Below are 18,323 nucleotides of genomic sequence, written 5' to 3'. Positions count from 1 at the left end.
CCTCCATTATAGCTTTTTACACATATAGTGATCTATATACATAGTACACTATATGTGTCTATAAGTCAACAGTTCATCAATTTATATAAATTTATAAAAAAAGCCATTGACATAAATCATCAACAGCATATCAAACTATAACTCCTTTGGTATAAAAGCTATTTTGTATTTTATTGGTATATTTTTAGAAAGCCCTGTATTTTCAGTGACCTGTTTTACTTCATTCATGGTTTTCGCTGTATATATTATACTGCCTCTTCTCTTATTTATGATCCCACTGCCCACTATGTATTTTCCTGAATTTACATTTGCATTATTTACTTTAAGGCTATTTTTAGACACAATTCTGCTGCCGTCATTATAATTTATGCTTACAAAAAGATTATATCCCCTCATTTGACAAAACCTCCATTATTAGATTTAATAGATGAAACTATATAATAATATATATGAAACCTTACAGAAATATTACCCGAAATTAATTTGTTATCTAATTATAACGAACATATGTTCTTATGTCAACATTTTATTGTATGAAATTCATTATTTTTTTATTATTGGACACTTTTTTATCCAATATGTATTGAAATTGTAGCCATTTAATCATTATAATGTTTTTTAGAAATATAAAATATTATTATTGAGGGGAGCTAATATGAACTTTTTTACAGATTTTTTTTCAAAAGAATCTACAAAGAGAGCACTTCTATTTGTAGCCATAATATTATTTTTCTATACATTTCAGTCTCTATTAAATTTATTTCTGCTTACTTTTTTATTTTCCTACATAATGAACAGTCTTCAATCATTTATATTAAGAGGATTTAAAAAAGTAACTCCTGCCATTGAGAATTTAATTACATCAATACTGTATGCTGCATTATTTTCATCTATCATATTTATAATAGTAAAATATATTCCTCAGCTCATAAATCAGACGAAATCACTTGTAAGCTATTTTTCCGAGCTTCAGTTCACTGATAATGACAGTTCAGACATAATTCAAAAATATTTGGTAGACATGTTAGGTCAAATAGATATTAAAAGTTACATAAAGTCCGGTTTTAATGCATCCATACAATTGGTATCAGATATCGGGAAATGGAGTATCAACATATTCATATCAATTATGTTGAGTATGTTTTTCCTTCTGGAAAAAAGGACACTGGCTGAATTTACAAAAAAATTCGAACATAGCAAGATATCCGGATTATATAAATACCTTGTTTTCTTTGGAAAAAATTTTTTGAATTCTTTCGGTAAGGTAGTTCAGGCTCAATTAGTAATAGCTTTTGTAAACACAATTTTATCAGTGATAATGCTGTCCATATTAGACTTTCCACAGCTTTTAACCCTTGGATTCATGATATTCGTACTCAGCCTCATACCTGTAGCCGGAGTTATAATATCACTTGTTCCGCTGTCTCTCATAGCCTTTAATATAGGTGGATTGACCAAAGTTGTATATGTACTCATCATGGTAGCCATAATACACTGTATAGAAAGCTATATACTGAATCCAAAGCTCATGTCATCAAAAGTAAAAATACCGATATTTTTTACTTTTATAATATTGATAGTTTCAGAACACATACTTGGAGTATGGGGTCTCCTCATTGGAATACCTTTATTCATGTTTATACTTGATCTTTTAAATGTAAAAATACATGATTAACTTATAAATTTGTAACAATTATATGTCCGGTTACATACTTTAATATTATAGTCAATTGTATGGAGGATGAATATGAAGTTTAAAGATCAAGAAAATGACTATGAGGACAAAGGTCAAATAATCGACATAAACGATGATTCCAGCTGCAGCACTGGATGTTATGATTCTAGTTGCATTGATAACGAAGACTATTATAATAATATGCCTATGCCATGTGGAATGATTCCCTATGGGATGATGCCTTACGGAATAGTGCCCGGTATTCCCGAAATGATGCCAGCGCCAAATCAATATTATCCACAAAAAGACAATGATACAATATACAATAGTGCTTACTCAGACAGCGAAAATGATGATGAAGACTATGATCCTGACAACATGACAAGATCCAGAAGACGACGCAGAAGAAGGAGAAGATACGATTACCCTTACTATTATCCTGGTGGTTTTCCTTTCTGGCTCTGGTGGTTTTTATAAGAATTCATCTGAACAGCTAAATAAACAACTAACTTGAACATAAACTCATGTCCAAGCTAGTTGTTTATTATTTGTCTTCATTCATAAAAGTTTTCAATAAGTTATGATTTAAAAAATCATCCGAATACTGAAGTTCCTTAGTATATTTATCTTTTTCCTTCCTCAACTCTGCAGTTTCCTGAACAGGCTTTCCCGTAGCAAGATCATAGTAACTGTTTGACCAGGATACATATAAATTTTTACCATCTATAAAGGAACCATTTCTGAATACGACTTTTCCACTTTTGCTGTTAAGCATATCCTTCCCAAGCATATATTTATTCTCAATATTAAGCAGATTTGCCAAAGTAGGATACAAATCCATTTGGCATGTATAGTTGTGATTCACAACACCAGTATTGCTTCCATCAGGGAAATGCATTATAAGCGGAACCTTCTGATACATGAACCAGCTATAATCATTTTGATTGCTTACATTTTCAAATTTATACAATTGGTCAATTTTGTCCTTTGGTATTGCAAAATGATCTCCATACATGGCCAAAACTGAATTTTTAAGTATACCATCCTTTTCAAGAGCATCTAAATACCTTCCCAGTTGAGCATCAGTATAGTGTATAGCCCTCAAATAATCTCCAATAAAAGTACCCTTATACTCTCCTACATCAAAGTCACCATATTTTTCTCCTGCATCATACGGGAAATGGCTTGTAAGGGTTACCAGAAAAGAATAATATGGCTGTTTTAATTTTTTCATCTTGTCAAGAGACTGCTTTAAAAATGATTCATCACTAAGTCCCAGGCCTATTATTTCATCTACATTGAAGCTGTGTTCTCCATAAAAATCGTCAAATCCCTCAGCCTTGTACATTACATTTCTGTTCCAGAATCCTTCAGTATTCCCATGAAATGCAGCAGTATAGTATCCTTTGTTTTTTAAAGCAACCCCCAGGGAATCATAGGTATTGCCGCTGTAAGTATAGTAGGCTGCTCCTGATTGTGCAGGATACAATGAATTGTTTGACATAAATTCGGCATCCGAAGTAGTACCTCCTGCTACCTGATAATAATAATTGTTAAAATACATGCTTTTTTTAATCCATCTATTCAAATTTGGAGTTATTTCCTGTCCATTTACCTTCTTGTTTATTACAAATTCCTGCAGTGCCTCCACCTGTATTACTATTAAATTTTTTCCCTCGTATTTTCCCTTTATTACAGTAGCCTGTCCATTAATTTTACTATTATTTTCAAAATAACTCTTTATTTCATTCTGCCTTTCCAGTGGAAGTTTTTTAGAATTTTTTATATTTGTACTTATGAAGTTATATGCATCCACTATATGAAAGTCTATATTTCCTATCATTTTAGTAAGATAGATTCTATTGCTCATTGCAGTCAATAGCGTAGGCTGGCTTTTTGAAACCCCATACAGTACTTTTGCATTGACACCTATCCCAATTGCAAATACAATTATAAAGCTTAACATTCTCTTTGGAAAGGTAAGGGAATTTTGCTTTACCCTTTTATAGATTCTCTCAAATGGAACCAATATAAAAACATCCAGTATATAAAACATGTCTTTAAAATTGAATAAATTGGTTACACTGTCCGATACACCAACAAGCAGCTTGGCATTTCTCACTGCAGACAATGTTGTTATATCCTTGAAATATCTATAATACATAATATCTGCAATAAGCATACAACTTATTACTATGTTGGAAATATAGAGAAAACTGACTCTGGATTTTTCCTTGAACATCAGGGAAATACTTACCAGAACAGCTATGGAAGCTATTATAGGCAATATAACCGCCTTATACAAATAGTCTGGAGAAATAGCCTCAGAATACTTGAATAATTTAATAAAAATGAGAACACTAAATAATATAATATCTACATTGTTAAATATAAAGTTGAATATAAAGTGAAAGATCTTTTCGCTCTTTGCCTTCATCGTTTTTCCTCTTCCCTCGCTTAACTACTTTTTAACATTAATAACATAGATTTTACATTAATAACATGGCACATTCATGGCAATTATATGAACAATTTGTTAATTATATCTTTTTTTATTTTACAAGCTTTTTCTCCCTTAAAAATTGATCTGCAACTGCTTCAGGTTTCTGTCCCAGACTATCAACTTTGTAATTTAACTCCATCATAGTTTCATCATCTATTTTACCTGCAAGCTTATTTAAAATGTCTTTAAGTTCAGGATTCTTTTTAAGTACTTCACTTCTTATAGTAGGAACTGCATAATATGGTGGAAATGCACCTTTATCATCTTTTAGAATTTTCAGATCAAATTGTTTGAGCAATCCATCCGTAGAAAAAGCATCAATTACATCTGATTCTTTTTGATTTAATGCAGTATACCTCAGTCCACCATCTATACCTTTTACGTCCTTAAAATTAATTCCATACACTTTTTCGACTGCCTTCAATGCATCCGGTCTTTCCCTGAAATCCATGGTACAGCTCAACCGCAGATCATTACTTATCTTTGCAAGATCGGACATTGTATTCAATCCATATTTACCTGAAGTATCCCTCGACACAGCAAGGGTATATGTATTGTTGAATCCAATTGGTTCAAGCCACTCTATCCCGAAATTCTTCTTATAATAATCTTTAACTGTTCTGTATACCTTATCAGAATCCTGAACCAGGTCACGTTTCATTATGCTCATAAACGCAGTACCAGTATATTCCACACCTATATCCATATTTCCCGATTTCATTGCATTGAACATTACATTTGTCCCACCTAGATTAGGCTTATACTCTACTTTTACATCACTGTTTTTTTCAATAAGTTCCCCAACCATATATACCATAATAGTCTGCTCCGTAAAATTTCTTCCTCCAACTACTACAGTATCCTTTGAATTTTTATAATAAAATACTGATCCCAGAACTATGATTATGCAGATTGCAAAAGCTGCTATACTTTTATATTTCAACGAAGATTTTCTTTTTCTTCTCTTTTTTCTGGTTACTGACTTCTCAATTGATCCAATTGAGAAGTCTATTATAAGAGCTAATATACAGGCTGGTATTGCCCCTGAAAGTATCATATCATTGTTTACACTTTGGACTCCGGTAAATACCATATAACCCAGGCCTCCTGCTCCTACAAAAGCTGCTATTGTCATAAGTCCTACCGCTGTAACAGCTGATATCCTTATACCTGCCATTATTACAGGAAGTGCAAGAGGCAGTTTCACGATTTTTAATATCTGCGGCTCCGTCATACCCATTCCTTCAGCCGCTTCTATAATGTTTGGATTTATACCTACCAGTCCGGTATATGTATTTTTTATAATCGGCAGAAGTGAATATAGAATCACCATTACAACCGCAGGCTTACTTCCTATACCTATAACTGGAATCAAGAATCCTAAAAGTGCCAGACTGGGAATTGCCTGTATTATATTTGCTATTCCTATTATAATAGAGGATATTTTTTTGTTTTTTTCTATGAGTATCCCCAGAGGTACACCTATCAACACAGCTATAACAACCGCCAGTAATGTAAGCTCTATATGCTGGAAAAAAAGCTTTAATATTTCTTCCGACCTGTTTGCCACAAAATTGAAAAATTCCACTATCGAATTCATTGGATAACCTCCTCTGCATCCAAAAATTGAGTACTTAAAACTGTTATTAGACTGCTTCTAGTAATAAGTCCTGCCAATTTACCTTTATTATCCAGAACAGGTATATATCCTACTTTCTCATCATTTATCTCCTTAAGTACATCAACTATGCTGTCTTCTTCATCCACCGAAAATATATTCTTTTCCATTATATCTTTCAATTTCAAGGTCTTATCCATACCTCTTCTTATATCTTTAATGGTTGTTATGCCAATTAGTTTCGAAGTCTTATCTACGATCATAAGTGCATCCACTTTATTTGCCCTCATTATTTCTACCGCCTGAACTATTGTTCTTTCTGAATTGGTTACTACAGGATTAGTTATCATTATATCTCTTGCCTTTATAAATTCAGGCTTATTCCAAATTCTATTCTTTCCTATGAATTCTTCTACAAAACCATGTGCTGGATTTTTCAATATTTCTTCCGGAATATCAAATTGAAGTATATTGCCATCCTTCATTATGCATATTCTATCTCCAAGTTTTATTGCTTCATCCATATCATGAGTTACAAATACTATTGTCTTTTTCAATTCCTGCTGCAGATCAAACAATTCATCCTGAAGCTGGTTTTTAGTTATGGGATCAAGAGCACTGAATGGTTCGTCCATAAGAACTATATCCGAATCCATAGCAAAAGCTCTTGCCACTCCCACCCTTTGCTGCTGTCCACCACTTAATTCTTCAGGGTACCTATCTAAATATTCTTCAGGATTCATTCCAACCATATCCATTAGCTCAATTGTTCTACGCTCTATTCTATCTTCAGGCCATTTTTGCAGTCTCGGTATCAATGATATATTTTCTGATATAGTCATATGGGGAAAAAGTCCGGTCTGCTGAATTACATATCCAATATTTCTCCTGAGTTCTATGGTATCCTCTTTTCTTATATTCCTGCCATTGACAAAAATATCTCCAGAAGTTGGTTTTATAAGTTTGTTTATCATCTTCAATGTAGTTGTTTTCCCGCATCCGCTGGGACCGATAAGTACTGCCAGTTCACCCTTATGAATTTCCAGATTTATATTATTCAATACTGTTTTGCTTTTAAAAGACTTGCTAACATTCTTGAATTCTATCATAGAAATTTCTCCCTTCGACTAAATTTGTTAAACAAATTATCAAATTATTTTATATATTTAATAATTTAACTAACTTAATGTTAACATAAAAATACATGACTTATCAAATGCACAATACATAAAAAGTAAATTTATGAAAAAAATATAAAAAGTAGTAGAGCTATTGTTATTTTATTAACAATAGCTCTACTTCACCATATAGTATAGATTAGGACATTGCTTGAAAATTTTATGTTTTCATATAATTAAATAAAATTTTACGATATGTTAATATAAAATTTATATTTTTATTTTTCTATTGTATTGCATATAAAATAAAATTTTACTCCCATATCCGTATTTTTTACTCCATATTTATATCTATGGAGTGTGAGTATATTTTTTACTATTGAAAGTCCGAGGCCAGTGCCTCCCAACTTTCTATTTCTGGACTTATCTATTCTATAAAAATTGTCCCATACCTTATCAATTTGAGGTTCAGGTATATGCCTGCCTGAATTTTCCACAGAAACAATAACATCTCCATTTGTTTTTTTAGTCGAAAATACTATTTTACCTCCCTCATCAGTATATCTGATTGCATTTGTTAAAAAATTAGTAGTCACCTGTTCAATAGCATCCCAATCAGCATATATTTCAATATTTTTTAACATTCTGTTTTCAAGATGAATGCCTTTGCTTTCTATAATCACTGAAAACCTGTGTATGACTGAATTTACTAATTTGTCTATAAAAAATTTTTCCTTTGTCAACTTGAAGGTTCCAGACTCCATATGCGACAGGTTTAACATATCATTTACAAGACCAGCCATTTTCCTGCTTTCATCTATTATTATATCAATATAATAGTCCCTTTTTTCAGATTCGAACACCCTGTCCTTAAGCCCCTCCGCATATCCACCTATAAGATTTATAGGTGTTTTCAATTCATGTGATACTGAATCTATAAAATTCTTTCTTGTTTTTTCAAGTTTTCTCTCCTTCTCTATATCATCTTCCAATTTTTTATTTGCTTCTTTTAAAGATGTGAGTGCATTGTCCAAGTTATTCGACAAAAAGTTAAGAGTACTTGCCAGATTCCCGATTTCATCTTCACTTTCAATATTGCACTTTTCTGAAAAATTCATCAAAGCCATTTTTTTTGCAACGTTGTTCATTTTTACAAGCGGATTGGAAACCATATTGGTATATATCAAAGATAAAATGACAATAAGTACAATAGCTCCTATATAAAAATATACATAAAACTGCTTTATAACCAGGGAAGCCTCATTTACAGGCTGAAGTGAAATTATTGCAAATATTATTTCACCTTTTTTATTATCGGGAACTGCACTCAGTATATTTTTAACACCATTGATCCTCATTTCCGTAACAACTGTAATAGGCTTATCTTTTGATTTCATTTCATCCAGTAAATTTGAATTCATATTCCATTCAACTATGATGTCATTTATAATTTTAACTCTTATTTCATCATAACCTCTAGTATCAGGACTCGTAAGAAATTTTATTTTTCCATTTTTATCTACTATTACAATCTTGGAATTGTTATCCTCTTCAAAACTTCTTATTAAATTAACCGCAGCTTCCTTATCTTTTGTTTTATTATAGCTGTCTTCAAATTTTTCCAGTCTGTTTTGTAAATTTCTCTTCTTCTGTGATATATAAAATTTTCCAAAAAATAGCGACTCAAAAACGAGTGTACTAGTTATAAATATGGTAAAAACCAATGTGGTTATTACAAACAATTTAAGTGTTATATTTTTTCTTATTTTTACAATAAATTTATTCTGAGAAAATACATCCTCTAGTTTCATTTTTTTACTCCAAACTTATATCCTACTCCTCTTACAGTACTTATCAAATAAGCCCTGTCTCCAAGCTTTTCTCTAAGCCGTTTTACGTGAGTATCGACAGTTCTTAAATCCCCATAATAATCCATTCCCCATACGGAGTCAAGTATTTTTTCTCTAGTTAAAACTATATTTTTATTCTTCATAATATAACATAAAAGTTCAAATTCCTTTGGTGAAAGGTATATATCGTTTCCATCTATCTTAACCTCATGAGCATCTTCATTTACATTAAGTCCATCAAAATTTTCGGAATTTATGTTTTCATCCAGTGATGAATAAGCTCTCTTCAAAAGCGCCTTTACTTTTGCCACCAATACATTGGGACTCACAGGCTTGGTTACATAACTGTCCGTTCCGAGTTGAAATCCCAGAAGTTGATCCTCATCCTCCGCTTTTGCAGTCAACATTATTATTGGTACATTTGAAATCTCCCTAAGTCTGCGGCATACCGTCCATCCGTCCATAACCGGCATCATTATATCCAATACCACAAGATCTATGCTGTTCTTTTTAAATTTGTCCAGAGCCTTCTGCCCATTTTCTGCCAGTATAACTCCAAAGCCTTCTTTTTTCAAATAGGCCTCCATAAGTACTCTCATTCTATCTTCATCATCTACCATTAGAATAGTTCTATTCATATCATTATTCCCTTCATAAATAAAAATATCTATTTTATAAAGAATACCACGTACTACTTATTACGCGGCATTATAGTCAGTCTAATACTCAAATACTTTTGTATTTTCACAAATTGATATATTCAACTTTTTATCCTTTATTACATTCTTGTAGGAGCATAAAAATTCATTCAACTCAACATCCTTCAAATCTATTTTTCCTGAACTTTTAAGCAGTATTTTTTCTTCATTTATATATATTTCTACATTGCCTATACTATAAGTTGTAATCAATGCGCTTCCAATCTTATCCTTATACTTTTCTTGAAAACTCAGGGCCTTTCTTACCGTTTCATAATCAGTACTTCTATTCATCGCCGGTATATTGAATCCCATACTTTTCATCTGATTTTCCATATCTTCCATATCAATGCCATATCTCTTCATAAGTTCTTTTTGTATGTTAAACATCTTTTCCTGGGATATATTGTTTTCATCCATATATTTTTGAAGACTTTTTGAAAAATCAGCCATGGTGATTTTCCCCTGAGCCATATCATAGCAAAGTCCGTATACGTAGTCTTCTATTTTTTCTACATCCTTTTCCCTTGCCTTGTTTTTTAATTCATTAAAACTCACAATTTTGTCATCATTATCATCCATGAAAAAATCCTCCTAAAAATTATATAGCTAGTATTCGATCAAAATTAATCACCCTTTTTTATATTTTATCAAAATTCACTGGAATATGCTATACTTATAAATAAACTTAATATTTGGAGGCGATATATTCATGCTGCTTATAAAGAATGGATGTTTTGTTGACCCTTTAAGCAATACACAAGAAGAACTTGATATACTTATAGATGAAAAAAATATAATAAAAATTGATAAAAATATAGCCGCTTTGCCTTGCATGGAACTAATTGATGCTTCAAATTGCATTGTGTCACCAGGGTTCATCGACATACATAGTCATTTCCGCGATCCTGGTTTTACATATAAAGAGGATATGTTTACCGGTGCCGAAGCTGCAGCTGCAGGTGGCTACACTACTGTTGTATGCATGGCAAATACGGAACCTGTCGTTGACAATTTAGATACTCTAAAATATATACTTGACAAAGTAGTATCGGCAAAGATTGAAATACTCCAGGTGGCTTCAATCACAAAAAATATGGATGGTAAGGAACTTGTAGACATGACTATCCTAAAAAGTGCCGGTGCTGTAGGTTTTTCCGATGACGGCAGACCCATAACGAACTCAAAATTGGCACTGGACGCTATGAAAATGGCAAAAAAACTGGATGTTCCTTTAAGTTTCCACGAGGAGGACCCTTGTCTCATAAAACAAAATGGAATAAATTCAGGGAAGATATCAGAAAATCTTGGTCTTGAAGGTTCTCCTCATGAGGCAGAAGACATACTCATTGCAAGAGATGCTTGTCTTGCTATATCGACAGGTGCAAAGATAAATATACAGCATATAAGCTCATCCCTGTCTGTAGATCTCATAAAATGGGCAAAAAAAATGGGGGCGGATATAACGGCAGAAGCCACACCTCACCATTTCAGCATGACAGAAAATATGATTCTTGAAAAAGGAACAAATGCCAAAATAAACCCTCCCCTTAGGATGGAAAAAGACAGACTATCCATAATAGAAGCGTTAAAAGACAATACAATCGAAATAATAGCGACCGACCATGCACCTCATTCAGCTGAAGAAAAAGGAAGAGAATTTTCCAAAGCCCCAAGTGGAATAATAGGCCTGGAAACTTCTCTTCCCTTGTGTATAACTTATCTGGTAAAATCCGGCTCTTTAACTTATATGGACATGATTTCAAAACTTACAGTCAATCCAGCAAAATTATATGGACTTGACAGAGGTTATATAAAAGTAGGCCACAGTGCAGATATTGTTATATTTAATCCCGATGAAAAATATACAGTCAGAAATTTTCTTTCGAAATCCTGCAATTCACCCTTTATTGGTCAGACATTGACAGGAAGAATTAAATTTACAATACACAATGGCCAGATAGTGTATAAGTCCTGCAATATTTAATTTTATTATATTTTATGTTATCCAGGTTATACTATATTTAAAATATTTGAAGGAGGTGATCTTATGAACCTGACTAGCACGCCCAATAGATTGATAAATGAAAAATCACCATATTTACTCCAGCATGCCTACAATCCTGTAAACTGGTTTCCATGGTGTAAGGAAGCCTTTATAAAGGCAAAATCGGAGAATAAACCAATTTTTTTATCTATTGGGTATTCTTAGTGGGTCATTAAGTCATCATGTCACTGGTGTCATGTAATGGAAAAGGAAGATTTTGAAAATAAGAATATTGCTGATATACTAAATAAATATTTTGTTTCCATAAAAGTAGATCGTGAGGAGAGACCGGATATAGACAGCATTTACATGAATATATGTCAGCACCTTACGGGAAGCGGCGGCTGGCCCCTTACAATAATTATGACCCCGGATCAAAAACCATTTTTTGCAGGTACGTATTTTCCCAAGGATGACCTTGAAAATATATTGTCATATATATTGAACATGTGGAAAAATGATAAATCCAGACTTATAGAGGAAAGCAATAACATATTGGAAATAGCAAACAGAACAAAACAGAAATCAACTGAGGATATTCCATCTGATATTCTTGAAAAATGCTTTTTGGGCCTGAAAGAAAATTTTGATGCCCATTACGGAGGCTTTGGAATATCCCCCAAATTTCCTTCACCCCACAATCTCATGTTTCTTTTAAGGTACTGGTACAAGACAGAAGATGCTTCTGCAATGAAGATGCTCAGGGAAACTCTTGACTTCATGCAATGTGGTGGAATATACGATCACATAGGCTACGGCTTCAGCAGATATTCTGTAGATAGGAAATGGCTTGTACCCCACTTTGAAAAAATGCTTTATGACAATGCGCTGCTTGCAATAATCTACTCCGAAGCTTATAAATCTACCGGAGACCCTAGTTATTCTTCAACAGCCAAGAATATATTAACCTATATCATGCGGGATATGACGTCAAAAAATGGAGGTTTCTACTCATCAGAAGATGCGGATTCTGGTGGAAAAGAAGGAAGCTTTTATATATGGACTATTGATGAGATAAAAGCTGTTCTTGGAGAAGAATCAGGGAGAAAATTTTGTGACTATTACAATATAAATGAAAAGGGCAATTTTGATGGAAGAAATATACCAAATTTAATCGGTACTTCAATTAAATCTTCCGATATGGGATTCATAGAAAACTGCAGGGAAAAACTGTTCGATTATAGGGAAACTAGAATTCATCCAAACAAAGATGATAAAATTCTGACATCCTGGAATGGGTTGATGATCGCTGCCATGTCCATAGCCGGAAGAATATTCAGGGACAAAAAATATATATCGTGTGCAGAAAAAGCTGTTGACTTCATACTGAATAAATTGACAAGAAAAGATGGTCGACTGTTATCCAGATATCGCGATGGCGATTCCTCATTTCCCGGATATGCGGATGACTATTCCTTTCTAATATGGGGTCTCATAGAACTGTATGAGTCGACTTACAATTTGAAGTATATAAAAAAAGCCCTTGATTTCAATAATGACTTTTTTAAATTTTTCTGGGATCACGATAAGGGAGGATTTTTTCTGTATGGGAGTGACAGTGAACACCTTATTACAAGGCCAAAGGAAATATATGACGGTGCAATTCCATCTGCGAACTCAGTATCTGCATTGAATTTAATAAGATTGTCCTATTTAACTGGAAACCTTGAACTTAGACAAAAAGGCCTGCAAATATTCAAGTGTTTCTCAAGTGAGATAAGCACATATCCTGTATCATACTGTTTCTCTCTTATAGCTTTTCAATTTTCACAAGTTTCAACAAGACAAATTATTGCAGTTCTCGGAAAAAATAATAATGGAAAAAATTTTTTAAAGAACGTACTGGACTGCAAATTAGATCCGTTTACAGTATCCTTTATATTCTCAGATTATGATAGAAATTTGGAACACAGCTTTCCACTCATGAAAAATTATAACTTGATAAATGGTAGTACTACTGTGTATATATGTGAAAACTTTTCCTGCAAGAAACCCATAACAGATCTGAAACTACTTGATAAAATGTTATGAGCCGGACTTTTGAAGTCCAGCTCTCTTTTTATACTATATAAACAATATACTGTCATTTACCATATATGACATTGATCCTGACGGATGCTCTGGAATTACAAATGGTCTGATCCTTATTTTCCCTATATTTACTACATCTCCATCTTTAAGTCTTTTACAGTCTGTTTTTATTTTATTGTTCAAATAGGATACAAGTTTTTGTGATCTTTTGGATGAAATATCACAGGACAAGTACACATCGGCATTTTTGAATACTCTGATTCCTCCTGTACGGCTGAAATCCGTATCCGTCAGAAATATACCAGATATGACATCCGGATCTATATTTATCTTTTTCAATTCTCTGTTTATAAGTAAGGGCATAAATCCCGCGTCAAAACATACTGCCGTATTGTTGTCCGAATATATAAAAAAGTTGGAAATAAATGTTTTAACAACAAATACATTACCAGTTATCCTCTGCGTCTTATTCAATCTAAACAACATAATCAGTACCTCTATAATTTTATTTGTTCAATAAAAACAAAGTCATATTCTTATTGTATATTCTCCATATTTCAGTTAAATTATACACAAAAATTCCAAATTTCTATTGAACAGATAGAAATATTGACTATGAGGTCTTGAATGCACCAACCATTTCCTGAAGATTGTTGGATGAATATTCCAGATTATCCGTTGTCTGTTGCAATATTACTGTTTTATCCAATATCCTTTCAAGCAATGCAAGACATTCTGCGCTGCTGTTTGCTCCTCTGGCTGTTTTGCTGTTTATCTCGTCAGCTGCTTCATTTATACTCACAACCATGCTGTCCACATCCTGGCTTTCTTTATTTGTTATCTCGAGTATGGTTTCCATATTCTCATTTATATCTTTTATATTATTTACAATATATTTGAAAGTGTCGATATTAGATTTTACATTACTCGTCGATTCATGGACTTCAGTATCTATTTCATTTATTTCCTCAAAAGTATTTGTAATCTCACCTTGAATATTTGAAACAATATTTCCTATTGATTTAGTTGCTTCTTCTGTCTCCACCGATAATTTTGATATTTCCCCTGCGACTACTCCAAAACCCTTGCCATATTCTCCAGCCCTTGCAGCTTCTATGGTTGCATTTAACGCCAGGAGCTGGGTTTGCTTACTTATATTGCTTATGGCTGTAACCGCTTTTGTTATGGAATCCGAGTGCTGCTGAAGTATTGTTATTCTATCCAATGTTATTTTCATGCTCTTTTCAAGTTCATTTATGGAATTGAGCACTTTATTGGATGATTCATTTGCACCAAGTGCATGTTCACTTGTATCTACAACCTTATTTGTAACTTCATTTATGAGTCCGCCCATTTCCTGTATGGAGCCGGACAGATTATTGAAATGTTCCTTTGTGCCCTGGAATACATCATTTTGATTCTTTGAAACATCTACCAGTACCTTTACTGTTTTAGCTATCGTTTTCATACTTTTCTTTATATTATTGGTCAGTCCTGAAACCACTTCAATCGATGATTTGGAAGTTTTTGAAGAAGTACCTACTCTCTTTATCATTGTCATCTGATTGTTGATAAATTTATTAAACCACCTTGACAATTCACCTATTTCATCATAGGATAACTTGTCCACTCTCATTGTAAGATCTCCTTCTCCTTCAGCTAAAACATGCAGCATGTTTACAGTTTTGTTCAGAGGTTTTACGATAATCTTTTTACATATAATATAGCTTATTACTGTTATTAAAAGCCAGGCTGCAAACAAACCTATAAATCTGACATCCGGATTCAGGAAATATATAATGGAATTCATTATTGTAACAAATGCTGTAATGATTGATATTATAAATGGTACCTTGAGACTTATGCTGTTGAAATTATATATTTCAGCTATATCGCCTTCACACATCATCCCCCATATTTCTCCACTGTAAGGCGGTTTTATAAGTGTTCCCTTTCCTCCAACCATTATATGTCTGTAATCTGGATATCCAGGCCAGCAGTCAAGATTGCTTCCATTCTTTATGGTATTCTTTACACCCTGATGTAGATCTCCAGTTTCAGGATCCGTAAATCTTATTTCAAATTCGGTATGTTTTTTAATCTTTACAACTCCCCATTTAGAAGTTCTTACCCCGTCTTTGAGATTGTCCCCCTTTGTAAAAGTACTGTCCTCAAATCTGCTTCTGGAAATTGCTGTACCCGGAAGTATATCCCTGTCAGTATCTACCATAAAAAGATAATTGTCTCCTGAATCCTTGTAAACATGGGTATCTTCATCCTGAATTACGTTGCTCATGTCATCATTTAGCACCCTTCCCAAAAGTATTCTTCTATCTCCGGAATAATTGATATATGGAATGGAAAACATCAATGTGACTTCATCTGCAAATTTCTTACCGGATAGATCAATATCCATAGTATTAGGATCTTCATAGGGTCCATACATCAGTCTTTCATTTTTCATACCAGTCTCATAATTCGGAAGATCATTCATATCAAGTCCCAAGTGCTTTTTACAGGTAGATTTCAGTACTTTGGCATTACCATCCAGTATAAAAAGTTCGCAAAAATCATCATACTGTTCAAGCCTTCCATTCAATTCCTCACTAAATTCATCTTCGTTTTCATCAAAGCTTTTCAATACATTACTCGTAGTTTCCAGCTGCATCCATTTATCCCTGAACCAGTTGTCCAAAGCCTTTTTTCTGCCTTTGGATATACCTTCAAACACCTGTTCGGATTGCTTCTTAATTTTTCTGTTAAGTGCATACATAAACTTTAATTTAACCATAATTTTTGCCCCCTATTACGAATATATTTATAATTATTGCACATTTTTGCCATTATGACTATAGTAACTGTATTGATAATGTAGTAAAATTTAATAGTACAATATATTATTATATATAAAAATGGGAGATTTGCATGAAAAAAGGAGATAAAATTGCATCGATAACAATAATTTTATTAGTTGTAATAAGCATAGTTGGAGTTTTTACATATAGAAATAATTTGTCAGGTTCAAAAAAAATAGCCATAATAAAACAAGATGGAAAAACAATAAAAAATGTTGACTTGAACAAGGTAAATAATACGGAAGAATTTATCGTAAAATACAAAGGTACTCATTTCAATAAAGTTAAAATGCAGAAAGGCAAAATTTCAATTGAGGATGCAGATTGTCCTGATAAAATATGCGTGAAAACCGGATGGATATCAGAACCCGGACAAAGCATAGTCTGTCTTCCACATAAACTTATAATAGAAATAACGGGTAAAGATTCAGATTACGACAATATTACACAATGATTGGATTGGATATTATGATGAATAACAGCACAAAAAAAATGGTTTTTCTAAGTTTTTTGCTAGGCATTGCCCTCGTTATATATGTGTTAGAAGCTCAAATTCCAGTCATATTCCCTGGAATAAAACTTGGACTCGCAAACATGATTTCACTTTCAGCACTGATCCTTCTTGGCTGGAAAGAGGCTTTAACTATCATGCTGCTTAGAACACTTCTTGGCTCCATGTTTGGAGGAAGCATGTCAGCCTTTATTTTCAGCATATGCGGCGGAATACTGAGCAACTTGGTAATGATACTGCTATATAAGTTCTTCAAAAATTCAATGAGCCTGTGGACAATAAGTATATGTGGAGCAATATTCCATAATATAGGCCAGTTATTTGCAGCTTCACTTATAATAAATGATTTTAGAATATATGTATATCTTCCGGTACTCTTGATTTCAGCTATTATAACTGGCTATTTTATAGGTCTATGTACTAAATTTCTAATTGCACGCCTGAAAAATATACCCATGTTCAAGGATTTGATTCAATAAATTAAAGGTTACTTCTTACTGGAAGTAACCTTTAATTATAAATTTGATTCAACTATATTTAATTAGCTGCTGCTTCCTGTTTGCTCTTTTCATGTTCATTTAAATCCTTAAGTATATACTTGATTGCACCAGTTGGACATTTGGTAAGACATTTCTCCTCCGAACACTCATTTATGCAAATATGCGTATCAACTACAGCCAGATTATCTACAACCTTGATTGCATTGTGATCACAATTTCTTGCACACATACCACATCCCAGACAGCCAACCTTACAATTTTTACGTACTTTGGCACCTTTATCCTTGGAGTTACACTCAACTTCAACTTTTGCTCCCAAAGGTATAAGTGAAATTACACTCTTAGGACATACACTCTCACATTTTCCACAGCCAACACATACATCCGTATCTATTAATGGTAAACCATTTGATCCCATCATCATTGCGCCGAAAGGACAATTCTTGACACAGGTGCCGAAACCTATACATCCATACTCACATGATTTCGGGCCTCCCTGAAGAAGATTTGCCGCAGCACAGTCTTTTACGCCTGCATAGTTATATTTTCTAGTGGCATTTTGAAAATTTCCATTGCACATAACATGTGCAACTTTGGGTTCAACCTCTGCAGCCGCTTTTCCAGTTAACTTAGCTACGGCTTCCGCTACAGCTGCCTTTCCCGGAATACAGAGATTCGGCGGCACATCCTTGTCCAGAACTACTGCCTCTGCATAGGCACGACATCCAGCATATCCACATCCTCCGCACTGACCTTTGGGGAGTTCTTCTTCAACTAAATCTATAAGAGGATTTGACTCAATGGCAAATCTCTTGTTCGCATATCCAAGTACAACTCCAAATATTATACCTGTAGCCGTCATTACAACGAGAACCATAATTGCTATACTTAACATTTAAAAAATCTCCTTTCTATAG

General features: G+C 33.3%; 15 protein-coding genes and 1 pseudogene. 6 read left to right on the top strand and 10 right to left on the bottom strand.

Annotated features, from left to right (window positions below; translation table 11 throughout):
- Positions 1–135: 135 nt before the first annotated feature.
- Positions 136–396, bottom strand: coding sequence for a hypothetical protein (locus LKE46_RS03130; protein ID WP_291718361.1), 261 nt, complete (start codon positions 394–396; stop codon positions 136–138).
- Positions 397–655: 259 nt separating this feature from the next.
- Between LKE46_RS03130 and LKE46_RS03125 the strand changes: the two genes are divergently transcribed.
- A complete protein-coding gene (locus LKE46_RS03125) occupies positions 656–1,675 on the top strand; it encodes an AI-2E family transporter (RefSeq protein ID WP_291718359.1) in 1,020 nt (339 codons plus the stop codon).
- Positions 1,676–1,747: 72 nt separating this feature from the next.
- Positions 1,748–2,152 carry a hypothetical protein gene (locus tag LKE46_RS03120; RefSeq protein ID WP_291718357.1) on the top strand — a complete coding sequence of 135 codons (405 nt, stop codon included), beginning with the start codon at positions 1,748–1,750 and terminating at the stop codon, positions 2,150–2,152.
- Positions 2,153–2,219: 67 nt separating this feature from the next.
- Here the strand turns inward: LKE46_RS03120 and LKE46_RS03115 are convergent, their stop codons facing one another.
- The 6 genes from LKE46_RS03115 to LKE46_RS03090 all read right to left on the bottom strand — a co-directional run bounded on the left by LKE46_RS03115 (position 2,220) and on the right by LKE46_RS03090 (position 10,044).
- Positions 2,220–4,112, bottom strand: coding sequence for an LTA synthase family protein (locus tag LKE46_RS03115; protein WP_291718356.1), 1,893 nt, complete (start codon positions 4,110–4,112; stop codon positions 2,220–2,222).
- Between the two features lie 115 nt (positions 4,113–4,227).
- Positions 4,228–5,778: a glycine betaine ABC transporter substrate-binding protein gene (locus LKE46_RS03110; RefSeq protein WP_291718354.1), complete on the bottom strand. Its 1,551-nt coding sequence runs from the start codon at positions 5,776–5,778 to the stop codon at positions 4,228–4,230.
- Positions 5,775–6,905: a betaine/proline/choline family ABC transporter ATP-binding protein gene (locus LKE46_RS03105; protein WP_291718352.1), complete on the bottom strand. Its 1,131-nt coding sequence runs from the start codon at positions 6,903–6,905 to the stop codon at positions 5,775–5,777. The genes LKE46_RS03110 and LKE46_RS03105 overlap by 4 nt, the downstream gene beginning before the upstream one ends.
- Positions 6,906–7,192: 287 nt before the next feature.
- Positions 7,193–8,725, bottom strand: coding sequence for an ATP-binding protein (locus tag LKE46_RS03100; RefSeq protein WP_291718350.1), 1,533 nt, complete (start codon positions 8,723–8,725; stop codon positions 7,193–7,195).
- Positions 8,722–9,402, bottom strand: coding sequence for a response regulator transcription factor (locus LKE46_RS03095; protein ID WP_291718348.1), 681 nt, complete (start codon positions 9,400–9,402; stop codon positions 8,722–8,724). Before LKE46_RS03095 ends, LKE46_RS03100 begins: the two co-directional genes overlap by 4 nt.
- 81 nt (positions 9,403–9,483) lie before the next feature.
- Complete coding sequence (locus LKE46_RS03090) at positions 9,484–10,044, bottom strand: DUF3867 domain-containing protein (RefSeq protein WP_291718345.1); 561 nt, start codon at positions 10,042–10,044, stop codon at positions 9,484–9,486.
- A gap of 130 nt (positions 10,045–10,174) precedes the next feature.
- On the opposite strand from LKE46_RS03090, the gene LKE46_RS03085 reads away from it, so the two are divergent.
- Together LKE46_RS03085 and LKE46_RS03080 are read left to right on the top strand one after the other, a co-directional pair.
- On the top strand, positions 10,175–11,449 hold the full coding sequence (locus tag LKE46_RS03085; protein WP_291718343.1) for a dihydroorotase: 1,275 nt from the start codon (positions 10,175–10,177) through the stop codon (positions 11,447–11,449).
- Positions 11,450–11,512: 63 nt separating this feature from the next.
- Positions 11,513–13,540 (top strand): annotated as a pseudogene (locus LKE46_RS03080) (thioredoxin domain-containing protein).
- Positions 13,541–13,573: 33 nt separating this feature from the next.
- Here the strand turns inward: LKE46_RS03080 and LKE46_RS03075 are convergent.
- Together LKE46_RS03075 and LKE46_RS03070 are read right to left on the bottom strand one after the other, a co-directional pair.
- On the bottom strand, positions 13,574–14,026 hold the full coding sequence (locus LKE46_RS03075; RefSeq protein WP_291718341.1) for an MBL fold metallo-hydrolase: 453 nt from the start codon (positions 14,024–14,026) through the stop codon (positions 13,574–13,576).
- 127 nt (positions 14,027–14,153) lie between these two features.
- The gene (locus LKE46_RS03070) at positions 14,154–16,331 is read right to left on the bottom strand and encodes a methyl-accepting chemotaxis protein (RefSeq protein WP_291718340.1); all 2,178 of its coding nucleotides are present in this window, start codon (positions 16,329–16,331) and stop codon (positions 14,154–14,156) included.
- A gap of 134 nt (positions 16,332–16,465) precedes the next feature.
- On the opposite strand from LKE46_RS03070, the gene LKE46_RS03065 reads away from it, so the two are divergent.
- Both LKE46_RS03065 and LKE46_RS03060 read left to right on the top strand, forming a co-directional pair.
- Positions 16,466–16,849 (top strand): NusG domain II-containing protein, encoded by a 384-nt coding sequence (locus LKE46_RS03065; protein ID WP_291718338.1) that lies wholly within the window; start codon positions 16,466–16,468, stop codon positions 16,847–16,849.
- Positions 16,850–16,866: 17 nt separating this feature from the next.
- Positions 16,867–17,385 (top strand): Gx transporter family protein, encoded by a 519-nt coding sequence (locus LKE46_RS03060; protein WP_291725540.1) that lies wholly within the window; start codon positions 16,867–16,869, stop codon positions 17,383–17,385.
- 58 nt (positions 17,386–17,443) lie between these two features.
- Here the strand turns inward: LKE46_RS03060 and rnfB are convergent, their stop codons facing one another.
- Positions 17,444–18,301 (bottom strand): RnfABCDGE type electron transport complex subunit B, encoded by an 858-nt coding sequence (gene rnfB / locus LKE46_RS03055; protein ID WP_291718336.1) that lies wholly within the window; start codon positions 18,299–18,301, stop codon positions 17,444–17,446.
- Positions 18,302–18,323: the final 22 nt, after the last annotated feature.

This window comes from Clostridium sp., from assembly GCF_022482905.1.
Taxonomy (GTDB): Bacteria; Bacillota; Clostridia; order Clostridiales; family Clostridiaceae; genus Clostridium_B.
The sequence above is the reverse complement of the archived record's forward strand: the minus strand, read 5'-3'. Positions and strand labels throughout refer to the sequence as shown.

Coding starts and splice junctions, on each gene's coding strand:
- LKE46_RS03075 (WP_291718341.1), bottom strand. CDS start 14,026: ATGTTGTTTAGATTGAATAAGACGCAGAGGATAACTGGTAATGTATTT.
- LKE46_RS03120 (WP_291718357.1), top strand. CDS start 1,748: ATGAAGTTTAAAGATCAAGAAAATGACTATGAGGACAAAGGTCAAATA.
- LKE46_RS03110 (WP_291718354.1), bottom strand. CDS start 5,778: ATGAATTCGATAGTGGAATTTTTCAATTTTGTGGCAAACAGGTCGGAA.
- LKE46_RS03100 (WP_291718350.1), bottom strand. CDS start 8,725: ATGAAACTAGAGGATGTATTTTCTCAGAATAAATTTATTGTAAAAATA.
- LKE46_RS03125 (WP_291718359.1), top strand. CDS start 656: ATGAACTTTTTTACAGATTTTTTTTCAAAAGAATCTACAAAGAGAGCA.
- LKE46_RS03115 (WP_291718356.1), bottom strand. CDS start 4,112: ATGAAGGCAAAGAGCGAAAAGATCTTTCACTTTATATTCAACTTTATA.
- rnfB (WP_291718336.1), bottom strand. CDS start 18,301: ATGTTAAGTATAGCAATTATGGTTCTCGTTGTAATGACGGCTACAGGT.
- LKE46_RS03065 (WP_291718338.1), top strand. CDS start 16,466: ATGAAAAAAGGAGATAAAATTGCATCGATAACAATAATTTTATTAGTT.
- LKE46_RS03095 (WP_291718348.1), bottom strand. CDS start 9,402: ATGAATAGAACTATTCTAATGGTAGATGATGAAGATAGAATGAGAGTA.
- LKE46_RS03130 (WP_291718361.1), bottom strand. CDS start 396: ATGAGGGGATATAATCTTTTTGTAAGCATAAATTATAATGACGGCAGC.
- LKE46_RS03105 (WP_291718352.1), bottom strand. CDS start 6,905: ATGATAGAATTCAAGAATGTTAGCAAGTCTTTTAAAAGCAAAACAGTA.
- LKE46_RS03090 (WP_291718345.1), bottom strand. CDS start 10,044: ATGGATGATAATGATGACAAAATTGTGAGTTTTAATGAATTAAAAAAC.
- LKE46_RS03070 (WP_291718340.1), bottom strand. CDS start 16,331: ATGGTTAAATTAAAGTTTATGTATGCACTTAACAGAAAAATTAAGAAG.
- LKE46_RS03060 (WP_291725540.1), top strand. CDS start 16,867: ATGAATAACAGCACAAAAAAAATGGTTTTTCTAAGTTTTTTGCTAGGC.
- LKE46_RS03085 (WP_291718343.1), top strand. CDS start 10,175: ATGCTGCTTATAAAGAATGGATGTTTTGTTGACCCTTTAAGCAATACA.